Raw genomic sequence first — 13,499 nt, forward strand, 5'->3', positions numbered from 1 at the left:
GAGGGTTACAGAATCGGAACCAGCCCGGCGCCGAAGGCGGTGAGCATGCGCACCAGCAGCCACTTCGGCCCGACATTCACCTCGGGGAAATCGCCGACGGCGACATAGCAGGTGTGGAACGCCGGGTCCTGGCGCCTGAGCGGCTCCGGGCACTCGGGACCCGGCTGGAATTCGTAATCGGTGGCATAGCGCCACGGCCAGAAGTCGAGCACGGGCAATGCCTCGGAGGCCTTGCCGACGCTGTAGTTCAATCCGGACAGCACCGGCGGCTTGGCCCGCGGCGCCACCACCCAGGAGTTCTGCGGGTGGATGTCGCGCAGGATGCTCTGCGCCAGCGCCTCGGCGAACACCGGGTCATCGATGATCACCGCGCCTTCGGTGTTGTAGTTTTCGCTGCGCGGGTCGAAGTTGTGCGTCCCGATCACGCCGATGCGGCGATCCACCACCAGCGACTTGGCATGCAGCCCCATGCGGGCGCCGGTGCGGGTGACCGGCAACGGCTTGTTGACCGCCTTGGTGCCCAGGAAGGACGGCCGGGTTTCGGCACGTAGCACGCGCCGTTCCACCACGCTGCCGTCCATGCGCCGCCGCGCGGAGGGGCCCGGCGTGGGCTGACGCGTCACCCGCGGATCACTGTCGGCGGCGTCATCGCGGCGGCTGTCATTGCCACTGCTGCGCGCATTGCTGCCGGCCGCACTGCCGCCGAGCAGGCTGCTGCGCCGGCCCTGCGACGCTGGCGTCTCGGTGCCCAGCGGCGCGGGCAACAGGTTGCGGTAGTCCACCGGTGCATCCAGCGGGAACGGCTTGAACTCGTAAACGTTGAAGCCCAGCTCACGCAGGTTGCGGCGTTTGTACTTGTAGGACAGCGCGTAGACGATCGGGTTGTCGGTGGCGGCCAGACTGTTGGTGGACACCACCACACGCGGTGCGTGTTCGCGTTTGCGCAGGTCGCGGAACAGTTGCTGGGCCGGCTTGGACAACACCAGGTACGGGGTCTGCAGCAGCACTTCGGTCTGTGCGCTGGCAATCAGCGAATCCAGCTGCGGCTCGGTCACGTGCTGGCCGTTGGCCGGCTGGCTGGCCCGTTCGCGGCGGTGCTTGCGCGGCAGATCGGCCACGTACTGCACCGAGGCCACCGGCAGGGCGGTATCGACGAAGGTGCGGCGGACGTAGTCGGGGTCATTGGCCTCTTCGCTGACCCGTTCGAGTCGCTCCGGTCGCCGGACGTCGGCCGGCGGCATGGCCGGGACGCCCTGGCGCAGCAGCGTGCGCCCGACATCGTTGAGGCGTTCGGCCGGCACGCTGCGTGGTGCGCGCCAGAACGCATCGAAGTTGGCGGCCATTTCGCGCACTTCCGGGCCGGCCACGATGACGTCGCGGTCGCGGAAGTTGTATTCGCTGTCCCAGTCGTAATAGTCGTCCTGGTAGTTGCGCCCGCCGACCACGCCCAGCGCATCGTCGACCACCAGCAGCTTGTTGTGCATGCGCTGGTTGAAGCGGCGGAAGCAGCACACCACGCTGGCCGCATAGTCGAAATAGTTCAGGCGCGCTTTGCCGAAGGTGGGGTTGTAGACCCGCAGCTCGAAATTGGCATGGCTGCCGGACAGTGCCCCCAGGATCTCCAGATCGGAGATCGCCGAGAGCTGGTCGATCAACAACCGGACCTTGACCCCGCGGCGCGCGGCCGCCTGCAGCTCATCGAGCACGAGCCGGGCGCTGTCGTCCTTGTCGAAGATATAGGTCTGCAGGTCGATGCTGCGCGTGGCACTGCGGATCAGGTTCAATCGCGCGACAAGGGCGACTTCGCCCTCGTCCAGGATGGTGGCGTAGTGGCGCGGCTGGCCGGCGTGGGATTCGGCGAACGCGCGGCCCCCGAGGGCGCGCAGCGGTGAATCCAGGGCGCAGCGGTCGGCCTGGGTGCAGTCGACCACGGTCGAGCGCGCCTGCACGGCGATGCCAGCGGCACGGTCGCGCTCGGCGTTGGACAGCGAGGCACAGCCGCTGCCCAGCAACAGCGTTGCCAGCACCAACAGACGCAGCAATGGGTTCACGGTTTCGGCGCCTCGCTCAGACGCGCACGCAATACAAAGGTCACTCGATCACTCAAGGCAAGCTGCCAGCTGTCCATTCCATACCGGCCACGTTGGACGGTACCGCGGCTGACCACGTCGCAATCATACCCGGCCCGGGCACACGCCGGCGGTTCCACCCGCAGGGTCTCCGGGTGGCTGACCCCGCGCAGGATCAGGCGGCCCTCGATGCTGCCACCCTTTTCCACCACCTCCGGCCAGTACGGCAGCGAGTCGAACTCGACCACGGGATAACGGGCCGAGTCGAAGAACTCCTCGCCGCGCATCCAGCCGGTGTAGCGGGCCTTGCCGGGAATCTCCACATAGCGGGTGAACATCCGCAGGTGTACCTGGTGGCGACCGTCGGAGAGCACCTCGATGTTGCCTTCAAAGCGCGGGAACACGCCCTCGATGCGTTGGCCGAGCCGGGTCCGGATCTCAAACCCGAAGCGCGACTTGACCGTATCGAAGGCCAGCGCATGGCTGGTCGGTGACGGTACGGACGACGGCGGGGCGGCATGCACCGCCCCTGCCATCAACAGCAGCCCCACCCACGCCGCGCGGACTGCCCACACGGGTTATGGCCACCAGAACGCGGTCAGGCTGGCCACACCGGGTTCGATGGCAGCATCACGATCGAACGCCAGCACCGCGATCCCGCCCGGCGGCATGCCGCGATAGTCGCTGCTGGTGCCTTCACTCATCAGGGCGACCAGCTGTTCCAGACCGGGGTTGTGGCCAACCACCAGCAGGCGATCGACATCGCGACGCGCATCGATCAACCCCATCAGGGTGCCCGGGGTGGCGTCATAGACGGCGTCCTCCAGCCGCTTCTCGACGAAGCCGGTGATGCCCAGCACGGCCTCCAGGGTTTCGCGGGTCCGCCGCGACGGCGAGCACAGCACGCAGTCCGGCAGCAGGTTGTTTTCCTTCAGCCAGCGGCCGGCGGCCTCGGCTTCGGCCAGCCCGACCGGCGACAGCGGGCGGTCCAGATCGGCCTGGCCGGTGCTGGCGGCTTCGGCATGGGCGTGACGCAGCAGTATCAGTTCTCGCATGGGATCTCTCGTGTCAGGCGTTCTTCAGCCACTTCAACAGCGGCTCCCAGTCACTCTGGTGCTCGCGCACCTGGGCCGAGCGGTAGTCGAACAGACTCCGTCCCAGCCCGACCATCACCACATAGCTTTGGCTGTCGCGCAACTGCGCGACGACCTCGTACGGCCAATCGGCCAACATCTGTATCGCCTGCTGCGAGGTCTGCGTCCAGGGCTTGGTGCGGTTGAGCACCAGCCCGACCGGCAGGCGGCGGTTATGGACACGGGGGACTTTGGACAGGCTGTTGAGGAAGCCGACGATGGCTTCGATGTCCAGCGCGGACGGCAGCACCGGCACCACGACGGCGTCGGCCGCGTCCAGGAAATGGGGAATATCGTCAGCCATCGCACCGGCCGGGGCATCGATGATGACCTCGTCGGTGCCCTCGGGAACCAGTCGTTCCCAGCTCTTTTTGCGATACACGTCGATCGGCAGCACGGCACTTTCCAGGACCGAGCGGCGTTGCGCCCAGCGGGTGCTGGAGCCTTGTGGATCGGCATCGGCCAGGACGGTCCGCTTGCCTTCCAGTGCCGAATGCGCCGCCAGGTGGGTGGCGACGGTGGTCTTGCCCACCCCGCCTTTGGAACCGGCCACCAGGATCGTCTTCATGCAAGCCTCGCTTCCGGGGAACGTTCGGGCAGCCTACACCGGCGCCTGTGACGGAGATAGTCGCAGCGCTGAACCAGATCCGTCGGCCTCGGCTTTGCTATCGTGGATGGTTCCAACGGACTGACCGCCAGCATGAGCGAACTACAGGACCTGAGCGCGTTGATCCGCGCCAACACCCCGCTGATCATCATCGAGACACAGGATGAAGACCGCGTGGTGGAGCTGTTCCGGCAGACCCTGATGCATGTCTGGCGCGCCCTGCACCGCTGGTCGATCACCGAGGGCCTGCGCCGGATCGACATGGACCGCGAGGACGACCCGGTCGGGCCGCCCGATGCCAGCGCGGCCCTGCAGATGATCCGCCAGGCCGAACAACGCGGCATCTACCTGCTGCTCGATTTCCATCCTTACCTGGGCTATGCCAGCCACCAGCGCGCGCTGCGCGACCTGATCCAGCGGCGGCACTGCGAGGCCCATGTGCTGGTGCTGATCGGGGCCAAGGTGGAACTGCCTGCCGAGCTGGAAGCGCTGGCCACCCGGTTCAACCCGCGCCTGCCCGACCCCAATGCCCTGCTGAAGATGCTGCGCGAGGAAGCCGAAGCCTACGCCCGCGAGAACGGCGGGCGGCGCGTGGAGGTGGACAATGAGGCGGTCCAGAAGATCCTGCACAACCTGCGCGGGCTGAGCCTGGTCGATGCACGGCGGATCGCGCGGCAGCTGATCTTCGCCGACGGCGCGCTCAGCCAGGACGACCTGCCACAACTGGCCCGGCTCAAGTTCGAGCTGCTCAACCGCGCCGGCCACCTGCACTTCGAATACGACACCACCCGCTTTGCCGATGTGGCTGGCGCCAACCGGCTCAAGCGCTGGGTCAACCAGCGTCGCGCGGTGTTCCTCGGCGGTGCCGGCCCGGCCGGCCTGGACCCGCCCAAGGGCATGCTGCTGCTCGGCGTGCAGGGCTGCGGCAAATCGATGCTGGCCAAGGCCACCGCCGCCGGCTTCGGCGTGCCGCTGCTGCGGCTGGATTTCGGCAGCCTCTACGATAAGTACCACGGCGAGACCGAGAAGAAGCTGCGCGACGCACTCGCCTCGGCCGAGCAGCTGGCGCCGTGCGTGCTGTGGATCGATGAAATCGAGAAGGGCCTGGCCAGTGGTGGCGAGGATGGCGGTGTGTCGCGCCGGGTGCTGGGTCATCTGCTGACCTGGCTGGCCGAGCGCAAGAGCACGGTGTTCATCGTCGCCACCGCCAACCAGGTGCATGAACTGCCGGCCGAACTGCTGCGCAAGGGCCGCTTCGACGAGATTTTCTTCGTCGATCTGCCCGATGCCAACACCCGGGTGGAGCTGCTGCGCCTGCACCTGGGCAAACGCCAGCTCAACGCCGACGACTTCGCGCTGCCGGCATTGGCCGCGGCGGCGGATGGCTTCTCGGGCGCGGAGATCGAGCAGGCGGTGGTGGCCGGGCTGTATGCCGCGCACGCCGAGTCACGCGTGCTGGATACCGAGCTGCTGATGCAGGAAATCCGCGGCAGTCGCCCGTTGTCGGTGCTGATGGCCGAACAGGTGACCGCGCTGCGCGAGTGGGCGCGCGGGCGCACCGTCAGCGCCGACGCGTAGAGCCGACCGTTGGTCGGCTACCGGATCATGGCGGCCCATGAAGACCGGCCCCGCGCTGCAGCACCCACACCCACGCGGGCAGCGTCACCAGCGACAGCAGGATGCCGTAGCCGACCAGCGCTGCCGCCAGGCGCGGGGCCAGGCGATGTGACATCGCCAGCGCGGCGGCAGTGATCATGGTCGGCATCGCCGACTCCAGCACATTGGCCTGCAGCATCGTCCCCTGCAGCCCGAATGCCCAGGAGATCGGCAGTGCCAGGGCCGGCATCACCAGCAGCTTGAGCAGCAACCCGACCCCCAGCGGCTTGAGCTCGTCCAAGGGCAGGCGCAGCTGGATGGAGAATCCCACCGCCAGCATCACCAGCGGCAGCATCGCATCGGCCAGCTGCTTCAGCCCGGTGCCGATCCAGACCGGCGGCTGCTCAGGCATCAGGGTCAACGCGAACAGCAACGCCCACAGCGGCGGGAACCTCGCGATCCGCAGCAGGATCTGCGCGGCGGTCGGCGGCGTATCGCCGCTGTAGCGCGCGATCACATACAGACCGAACGTGGACAGCAGCACGAAGGTGCCGAACTGGTCGTAGACCACCGCGTACGGCAGTGCGTGATCGCCCAGCAGTGCGCGCACCATCGGGTAGCCGATGAAGCTGGAGTTGGCCAGCGCCACGCAGATCAACAGCACGGCATGCACATCGCGGGCGAAGCCGAAGATGCGCGTCGCCAGGCTCACCAAGGCGAGCGTGCACAGCATCAACAGCCACGGGGTGGCGACCAGCCCGATCAGGCTGACATCCAGATGCAGCCGGGGGACATAGATCAGCACCGCCGCGGGCAGGCAGACGTACAGCACGATGCGGTTGAGCACATCGGCGGTGTTGTCCGGCAGCGCGCGCAGGCGCGAAAAGGCCATGCCCAGGCCGAGCATGGTCAGGATCAGCGCGAATGCATCGAAAGCCATCCCGACAGCCTAGCCCACCCGGCCGCGACCGCCGCCCCGACGATGGTCGAAGCACGATCCTTCCCCGGCATGCGCCGGGCCTGCCCACTTACCCGGGCAGGCCCGCGCGGTCACGGCCAGGCCGGCGGCTTTTCCGCCCACGCCTGCTGGATCTCGGCGAGCGTGGCGCGTTCGCTGTCGCGCCAGCCCGGCAACAGGGCGGCGTAGCGGTCTGTACCACTCCACTGCTGCGGCTCGGTGCGTACCGCCGCGGCATACCACTGCACTGCTTCATTCTTGCGGCCCAGTGTCCACAAGGCCAGGGCATACGTGGGTGGCACCCACGACGGGTTGCCACGCAGCCCGCTCTGGGCCGCCGACCAGTGTGCCAGCGCCGCCTCGGGCTCGCCCAGCCGGAACAGGTCCCAGCCGTAGTTCCAGCGGACCGAGCGGCCCTGTACCGAGTTGGCCGTCGCCGTCGCAGTCGCCTGCTCGTACAGGCTGCGGCCCAGCTCCGGTCGCCCCTGCGCGATGGCCACGCCGGCCAGTTGGACGGTCGCTTCCAGCGTCTTGCGGCCGCGCTCGCGCTGCTTCATCAACTGGTCGACCAGATCCCCACTGCTGCCCGCCACCACCACCATCGGCGCAGCGGCCGCGTCGTTGTCGAAGTAGAACTCCTGCACCGCCGGCAGCGATTGCGCCGACGCGTTGAACACACAAGCCCCTACAGCCAGCGCCAGGCTGGCCAGCATCTGTCTTGCAACTGCCATGCAAACTCCCCCAGGTTGTCACAACAACCTCCCCTCCTGATCCTAACCGCAGGACGCGCCCGGCACCAAGCGCCGCCGACCCACGGCCGGACCTAGCCGGTGCGCCGCCAGACCCGCAGCCGGTTGTTGGCCGGCATCGCGGCATCTTCGATCAGCACCAGGCCCACCCCGGCCGCCAGCGCATCCACCGCTTCGGCATCGCGGATGCCTGACGCCGGGTCGCGTGCCTTCAGCCACCCATCGAACTGCCGGTTGCTCTCGCTGGTGTACTGACCCTGGGCGTTGAACGGACCATAGACACAGAGCACCGCGTCGTCGGCCATGACCGCGGGCAGCCCGGCGAACAGCGCCTGCACATGTGCCCAGCTCATGATGTGCAGCGTGTTGGCGCTGAACACCGCATCGAACGCCAGCGGCGCAGTGGGCAACGGAGCCAGCCCCGGCGCCGGCGACAGCACCGCCTGCAAGGGCCACGGTGCCGGGGTATTGGGCAGGGCAGCGGCCTGCAGCCGCGCAGTGATGCCCGGCAGATGGTCCGGATGGTCACTGGCCTGCCAGTGCAGATGGGGCAGTGCCGCCGCGAAGTACTCCGCGTGCTGGCCCGTGCCGCTGCCGATCTCCAGCACCCGCTCGCGCGTGGCAAGGTGGCGCTGCAGCACCGCCAGGATCGGTGCGCGGTTGCGCTCACAGGCCTCGGACCAGCGCATCTCACTCATGGGAATGTCACATCGGCAGGGAATCGATGTCCATCCAACCATGACCGCAGTCACTTGTGCCACCCTGTCATGGCGTTGAAAGTCGAAGGCTTGTCCAACGCCGTCGGCCTTCGCGCCGTCGGCCGTCTTTGGGGGATGTGAGCTGTGCAACGTCGTGAGTTCCTAGCGCTGTCTGGAATGGGCCTGGCTGGCCTGGTACTGCCGCACGGTCGGCTGATCGCCGCCGAGCAACTGCTCGAGCCGGGCGATGTGGGCCGCCAGAAGGCACTGGCCGAGGCCGCGCTCGCCGCCGCCAAACGCGCCGGCGCCAGTTACTGCGATGTGCGCATCGGCCGCTATCTCAACCAGGCGGTCATCACCCGCGAGGCCAACGTCCAGAACGTCACCAACAGCGAGTCCTCGGGCATTGGCATCCGGGTGATCGTCAACGGTGCCTGGGGATTCGCCGCGACCCATCTGCAGACTCCGGCGGCGGTGCTGGCCACGGTCGAGCAGGCCGCGGCGATCGCCCGCGCCAACGCCGGCATCCAGACCCGTCCGGTGCAACTGGCGCCGGTCACCGGGGTGGGCGATGTGAGCTGGAAGACGCCGATCCGCAAGAACGCGATGGCGGTGCCGATCAAGGACAAGGTCGACATGCTGCTGTCGCTGAATGCGGCCGCGCTCAATGCCGGCGCCGACTTCATCAACTCCACCCTGTTCCTGGTCAACGAGCAGAAGTTCTTCGCCTCCAGCGATGGCTCCTTCATCGACCAGGACGTGCACCGCATCTGGCTGCCCTTCACCGCCACCGCGATCGACAAGGCCAGCGGCAAGTTCCGCACCCGCGCGGGCCTGTCCTCGCCGATGGGCATGGGCTACGAATTCCTGGATGGCGAGGCGCGCGGCAAGATCGCGCTGCCCGGTGGCGTGGTGGCCTACCGCGACTCCTATGACCCGGTGGAAGATGCCATCGCCGCGGCCCGGCAGGCCCGCGAAAAGCTCAAGGCGCCGTCGGTCAAGCCGGGCAAGTACGACCTGGTGCTGGACCCGTCCAATCTGTTTCTGACCATCCACGAAAACGTCGGCCACCCGCTGGAACTGGACCGCGTGCTCGGCTATGAAGCCAACTACGCCGGTACCAGTTTCGCCACGCTGGACAAGCGCGATGCGGGCTTCCGCTGGGGCAGCGAGATCGTCAACTTCTTCGCCGACAAGACCGCCCCGGGCAGCCTGGGCGCAGTGGGCTACGACGATGAAGGGGTCAAGACCAAGCGCTGGGATCTGGTCAAGGACGGCATCCTGGTCAACTACCAGGCCACCCGCGACGAGGTGCATATCCTTGGCGAGAAGGAGAGTCACGGCTGCAGCTACGCCGATTCGTGGTCCAGCGTGCAGTTCCAGCGCATGGCCAACGTGTCGCTGGCGCCGGGCAAGGCCCCGCTGAGCGTGGCCGAGATGGTCAAGAACGTGGAGAACGGCATCTACATCCACGGCCGCGGCTCGTACTCCATCGACCAGCAGCGCTTCAACGCGCAGTTCGGTGGGCAGCTGTACTACCAGATCAAGAACGGTGAGATCACCGGCATGGTCGAAGACGCCGCCTACCAGATCCGCACGCCCGAGTTCTGGAATGCCTGCAGCGCGATCTGCGACGAGCGTGATTTCCGCTTCGGCGGTTCGTTCTTCGATGGCAAGGGCCAGCCGGGCCAGGTCTCGGCGGTCTCGCATGGCTCGTCGACCACGCGCTTTGATGGCATCAACATCATCAACACCGCACGCAGCCTGGGATGAGCCTGTCCCTGCTCCGTGCCGAATGTCACTACCGCGGCGCCCGCATGGCCGCAAGAATCGGCTGTGCCGCCGCGGCGGTCCCCCTGATGTCGCTGTTTCCCTGCCACCCCCACACCGACGTGGAGAGCTGCCTTGCAAAGACGTGACTTTCTCGCCCTGACCGGGCTTACCGCTGGCGGACTGATCGTGCCGTCGTTCTTCGGCAAGGTCATTGCCGCCGAACAGCTGCAGAGCGCACTCGATCCGGCGCTGAAGAAGCGCCTGGCCGATGCCGCCCTGGCCGCCGCGCGCCAGGCCGGCGCGACGTACTGCGATGTGCGTATCGGCCGCTACCTGCGCCAGTACGTGATCACCCGCGAGGACAAGGTCCAGAACGTGGTGAACACCGAATCGACCGGTGTGGGCATCCGCGTGATCGTCAACGGCGCCTGGGGCTTTGCCGCCACCAACCAGCTGGGCACCACCGATGTGGCGCGTGCCGCGCAGCAGGCCGCCGCGATCGCCAAGGCCAACGCCGGCGTGCAGACCGCACCGGTGCAGTTGGCTGCCGCGCCCGGCGTGGGTGAAGTGTCCTGGCGCACGCCGATCCGCAAGAATGCGATGGACGTGCCGATCAAGGAGAAGGTCGAGCTGCTGCTGGACGTCAATGCAGGCGCGATGGGCGCCGGCGCCAGCTTCGTCAACTCGATGCTGTTCCTGGTCAACGAGCAGAAGTACTTCGCCTCCACCGATGGCTCCTACATCGACCAGGACGTGCACCGCATCTGGGCACCGATGACGGTCACGGCCATCGACAAGAGCACCGGCAAGTTCCGCACCCGCTCCGGGCTGTCCTCGCCGATGGGCCTGGGCTACGAGTACCTCGATGGCGCGGGCACCGGCAAGGCGGTCTCGCCCAACGGCGTGGTCAACTACCGCAACTCCTACGACATGAAGGCCGATGCGATCGCCGCGGCCAAGCAGGCGCAGGAAAAGCTCAAGGCACCGTCGGTGAAGCCGGGCAAGTACGACCTGATCCTGGATCCCTCGCACACCTGGCTGACCATCCACGAGTCGGTCGGCCATCCGCTGGAACTGGACCGCGTGCTCGGCTACGAAGCCAACTACGCCGGCACCAGCTTCGCCACGCTGGACAAGCGCGAGCAGCATTTCCAGTACGGCAGCGACAAGGTCAACATCTTCGCCGACAAGACCCAGCCGGGCAGCCTCGGTGCGGTCGGCTACGACGATGAAGGCGTCAAGACCAAGCGCTGGGACCTCATCAGCGAGGGCAAGCTGGTGGATTACCAGACCATCCGCGACCAGGCCCATATCCTGGGCAAGACCGAATCCGACGGCTGCTGCTATGCCGATTCGTGGTCCAGCGTGCAGTTCCAGCGCATGGCCAATGTCTCGATGGCGCCGGGCAAGACCAAGCTGAGCGTGGCCGACATGGTCAAGGACGTCGAGAACGGTATCTACATCATCGGCGACGGCTCGTTCTCCATCGATCAGCAGCGCTACAACGCGCAGTTCGGTGGCCAGCTGTTCTATGAAATCAAGAACGGCCAGATCACCCGCATGCTCGAGGACGTGGCCTACCAGATCCGCACGCCGGAGTTCTGGAACGCCTGCACCGCCGTGGCCGATGAAAGCGACTACCGCTTGGGCGGTTCGTTCTTCGACGGCAAGGGCCAGCCCGGCCAGGTCTCGGCGGTCTCGCACGGTTCGTCCACCGCGCGCTTCAACGGCATCAACGTCATCAACACCGCGCGCAGCCTCGGCTGACCGGTCAGGAGCCCCAATCCATGAGTATCTTCACCGAAGCCCAGGCCAAGGCCATCCTCGACAAGGTCATCGCGCTCTCCAAGGCCGATGAGTGCACTGCCGTGCTGGCCGGCTCGATCGACGGCAACATCCGTTTCGCGCTCAACAACGTCTCCACCAGCGGCATCGTCGACAACACCGAACTGGCCGTGACGGTCGCCTTCGGCAAGCGCGTCGGCACCGCCTCGATCAACGAGTTCGACGACGCCGCGCTGGAACGCGTGGTACGCCGTGCCGAAGATCTGGCCCGCCTGGCCCCGGAGAACCCGGAGTTCCTGCCCGCCATCGGCAAGCAGACCTACCGGCCCAGCCCGACCTTCAGCGAATCCACCGCGGCGATCGACCCGGCCTTCCGCGCCAAGGTCGCCGCCGACTCGATCGCGCCCTGCCGCGGCAACGGCCTGATCGCCGCCGGCTTCCTGGAGGACGGCCAGAGCTTCCAGGCCACGGCCAACAGCAACGGCAACTTCGGTTACCAGCGCGGCACCAACTTCGATTACACCTGCACCGTGCGCACCGAAGATGGCCGCGGCTCGGGCTGGGTCGGCCGCAACCTCAAGGATGCCGCCGATTTCAAGGCCGACCAGGACATCCGCATCGCCATGCGCAAGGCCACCGAATCGGCCGAAGCCAAGGCACTGGAGCCGGGCAAGTACACGGTGATCCTGGAGCCGGCAGCCGCGGCCGGCCTGATCAGCTTCATGATGAACTTCTTCGATGCGCGCTCGGCCGATGAAGGCCGCAGCTTCCTTTCCAGGAAGGGCGGTGGCAACAAGCTGGGCGAACAGGTCTACGACCCGCGCGTGAACATGGTGGCCGACCCGTGGCATGCCGATGCCGCCGTGCTGCCGTGGGACAACGAAGGTCAGCCGCGCGAGAAGCTGGACATCATCAAGGACGGCAAGATCGCCAACCTCAACTACTCGCGCTTCTGGGCGCAGAAGCAGGGCAAGACCGCCAACGCGCGGCCGGGCAACCTGCTGATGGCCGGTGGCGACAAGAGCACCGCCGAGCTGGTGCGTGGCACCCAGAAGGGCATCCTGGTCACCCGCACCTGGTACATCCGCATGGTGGACCCGCAGACCGTGCTGCTGACCGGCTTGACCCGCGATGGCACCTTCTACATCGAGAACGGCCAGATCAAGCACCCGGTGAAGAACTTCCGCTTCAACGAATCGCCGGTGATCATGCTCAACAACATTGAAGAACTGGGCAAGCCGGTGCGTGTGGCCGGTGACGAGTCCAGCCTGGTGATGATGATCCCGCCGATGAAGCTGCGCGATTTCACCTTCACTTCGTTGTCCGACGCCGTCTGATGCACGGTCGTGACGGCCACTGGCCGTCTCCCCGTCTGGCCGGTGACTCCCGGGAACGTGCGCGGCGATGAACCGTGCACAGTTCCTGCGCCTGATGCTGGGCAGTGCCGCCTTCGCGGCATTGCCCGCGCCGGCACGCGCCCAGGCCGGGCGCTATGACTTCTGGTTCACCCGCCTCAAGTACGACTCCGGCGACTGGGACGTGGACGCGCGCATGCCGTCCAACGTGATCACCTCGCTGATCGATTACACCTCCCTGCGCGTGGACCCGACCGAACATGTGATCGCACTGTCCGATCCGCGCATGCTGGAGGCGCCGTTCTGCTACCTGGCCGGGCACAAGCTGGTCGAATTCAACGCCGCCGAACGGCGGAACTTCGTGCGTTACGTGCGCAACGGCGGCTTCGTGTTCGTCGACGACTGCAACCACGATATCGATGGTCTGTTCGCGACGTCCTTCGAAGCTCAGATGGCCAAGCTGTTCGGGCCCAAGGCGCTGAACAAGCTGCCCAACACCCATGCGCTGTACCGCAGTTTCTTCCGCTTCCCCGAGGGCCCGCCCGCCACCGGGTTCGAGCTCAATGGCTGGGGCGATGATCTGGTCCACGATTACCTCAAGGGCATCGAGATCGATGGCCGCCTCGGCGTGCTCTACAGCAACAAGGATTACGGGTGCGAGTGGGACTACGACTGGCGCAACAAGCGCTTCCTGGCCGAAGACAACACCCGCTTCGCCGTCAACATCGTGATGTATGCGTTGAACAGTTGAGCTTCTTCCTGCTTTTTCAGCCACG

Annotated in this window: 12 protein-coding genes; 5 read left to right on the plus strand and 7 right to left on the minus strand. The window is 66.7% G+C overall.

Annotated elements, in window-relative coordinates; all coding sequences use genetic code 11:
• Positions 1-5 precede the first annotated feature (5 nt).
• From ABE464_RS08630 to ABE464_RS08645, 4 genes are read right to left on the minus strand one after another with little or no spacing between them, the layout of a single operon-like run.
• The gene (locus ABE464_RS08630) at positions 6-2,051 is read right to left on the minus strand and encodes a phospholipase D family protein (RefSeq protein ID WP_346471601.1); all 2,046 of its coding nucleotides are present in this window, start codon (positions 2,049-2,051) and stop codon (positions 6-8) included.
• Positions 2,048-2,605: a YceI family protein gene (locus ABE464_RS08635; protein ID WP_346471724.1), complete on the minus strand. Its 558-nt coding sequence runs from the start codon at positions 2,603-2,605 to the stop codon at positions 2,048-2,050. The genes ABE464_RS08630 and ABE464_RS08635 overlap by 4 nt, the downstream gene beginning before the upstream one ends.
• 42 nt (positions 2,606-2,647) lie before the next feature.
• Entirely contained in the window at positions 2,648-3,124 is a 477-nt protein-coding gene (locus tag ABE464_RS08640) for a histidine phosphatase family protein (protein ID WP_123731027.1), read from the minus strand.
• A gap of 13 nt (positions 3,125-3,137) precedes the next feature.
• Positions 3,138-3,770, minus strand: coding sequence for a ParA family protein (locus ABE464_RS08645; protein ID WP_346471602.1), 633 nt, complete (start codon positions 3,768-3,770; stop codon positions 3,138-3,140).
• Positions 3,771-3,902: 132 nt separating this feature from the next.
• On the opposite strand from ABE464_RS08645, the gene ABE464_RS08650 reads away from it, so the two are divergent.
• Entirely contained in the window at positions 3,903-5,387 is a 1,485-nt protein-coding gene (locus ABE464_RS08650) for an AAA family ATPase (RefSeq protein WP_346471603.1), read from the plus strand.
• 25 nt (positions 5,388-5,412) lie between these two features.
• Here the strand turns inward: ABE464_RS08650 and ABE464_RS08655 are convergent, their stop codons facing one another.
• The 3 genes from ABE464_RS08655 to ABE464_RS08665 form a co-directional block, all read right to left on the minus strand.
• Positions 5,413-6,345, minus strand: a complete 933-nt coding sequence (locus ABE464_RS08655) for an AEC family transporter (RefSeq protein ID WP_346471604.1) — start codon at positions 6,343-6,345, stop codon at positions 5,413-5,415.
• A gap of 110 nt (positions 6,346-6,455) precedes the next feature.
• Positions 6,456-7,094: a tetratricopeptide repeat protein gene (locus ABE464_RS08660; RefSeq protein ID WP_346471605.1), complete on the minus strand. Its 639-nt coding sequence runs from the start codon at positions 7,092-7,094 to the stop codon at positions 6,456-6,458.
• Between the two features lie 92 nt (positions 7,095-7,186).
• Positions 7,187-7,810, minus strand: a complete 624-nt coding sequence (locus ABE464_RS08665) for a DUF938 domain-containing protein (protein WP_346471606.1) — start codon at positions 7,808-7,810, stop codon at positions 7,187-7,189.
• Positions 7,811-7,954: 144 nt separating this feature from the next.
• On the opposite strand from ABE464_RS08665, the gene ABE464_RS08670 reads away from it, so the two are divergent.
• The 4 genes from ABE464_RS08670 (at position 7,955) to ABE464_RS08685 (ending at position 13,474) form a co-directional block, all read left to right on the plus strand.
• Positions 7,955-9,583, plus strand: coding sequence for a TldD/PmbA family protein (locus tag ABE464_RS08670; protein ID WP_346471607.1), 1,629 nt, complete (start codon positions 7,955-7,957; stop codon positions 9,581-9,583).
• A 132-nt stretch (positions 9,584-9,715) separates the two neighbouring features.
• Positions 9,716-11,350, plus strand: a complete 1,635-nt coding sequence (locus ABE464_RS08675; protein WP_346471608.1) for a TldD/PmbA family protein — start codon at positions 9,716-9,718, stop codon at positions 11,348-11,350.
• Between the two features lie 20 nt (positions 11,351-11,370).
• A complete protein-coding gene (locus ABE464_RS08680) occupies positions 11,371-12,705 on the plus strand; it encodes a TldD/PmbA family protein (RefSeq protein WP_346471609.1) in 1,335 nt (444 codons plus the stop codon).
• Between the two features lie 67 nt (positions 12,706-12,772).
• On the plus strand, positions 12,773-13,474 hold the full coding sequence (locus ABE464_RS08685; protein ID WP_346471610.1) for a DUF4159 domain-containing protein: 702 nt from the start codon (positions 12,773-12,775) through the stop codon (positions 13,472-13,474).
• Positions 13,475-13,499 lie beyond the last annotated feature (25 nt).

Origin of the sequence: Stenotrophomonas sp. TWI587 (assembly GCF_039674145.1) — a bacterium.
GTDB lineage: Bacteria > Pseudomonadota > Gammaproteobacteria > Xanthomonadales > Xanthomonadaceae > Stenotrophomonas > Stenotrophomonas maltophilia_AY.

Excerpts from the sequence above, each read along its gene's own strand:
- ABE464_RS08635 (WP_346471724.1), bottom strand. The coding sequence starts at position 2,605 with ATGGCAGGGGCGGTGCATGCCGCCCCGCCGTCGTCCGTACCGTCACCG.
- ABE464_RS08640 (WP_123731027.1), bottom strand. The coding sequence starts at position 3,124 with ATGCGAGAACTGATACTGCTGCGTCACGCCCATGCCGAAGCCGCCAGC.
- ABE464_RS08645 (WP_346471602.1), bottom strand. The coding sequence starts at position 3,770 with ATGAAGACGATCCTGGTGGCCGGTTCCAAAGGCGGGGTGGGCAAGACC.
- ABE464_RS08650 (WP_346471603.1), top strand. The coding sequence starts at position 3,903 with ATGAGCGAACTACAGGACCTGAGCGCGTTGATCCGCGCCAACACCCCG.
- ABE464_RS08655 (WP_346471604.1), bottom strand. The coding sequence starts at position 6,345 with ATGGCTTTCGATGCATTCGCGCTGATCCTGACCATGCTCGGCCTGGGC.
- ABE464_RS08660 (WP_346471605.1), bottom strand. The coding sequence starts at position 7,094 with ATGGCAGTTGCAAGACAGATGCTGGCCAGCCTGGCGCTGGCTGTAGGG.
- ABE464_RS08665 (WP_346471606.1), bottom strand. The coding sequence starts at position 7,810 with ATGAGTGAGATGCGCTGGTCCGAGGCCTGTGAGCGCAACCGCGCACCG.
- ABE464_RS08680 (WP_346471609.1), top strand. The coding sequence starts at position 11,371 with ATGAGTATCTTCACCGAAGCCCAGGCCAAGGCCATCCTCGACAAGGTC.
- ABE464_RS08685 (WP_346471610.1), top strand. The coding sequence starts at position 12,773 with ATGAACCGTGCACAGTTCCTGCGCCTGATGCTGGGCAGTGCCGCCTTC.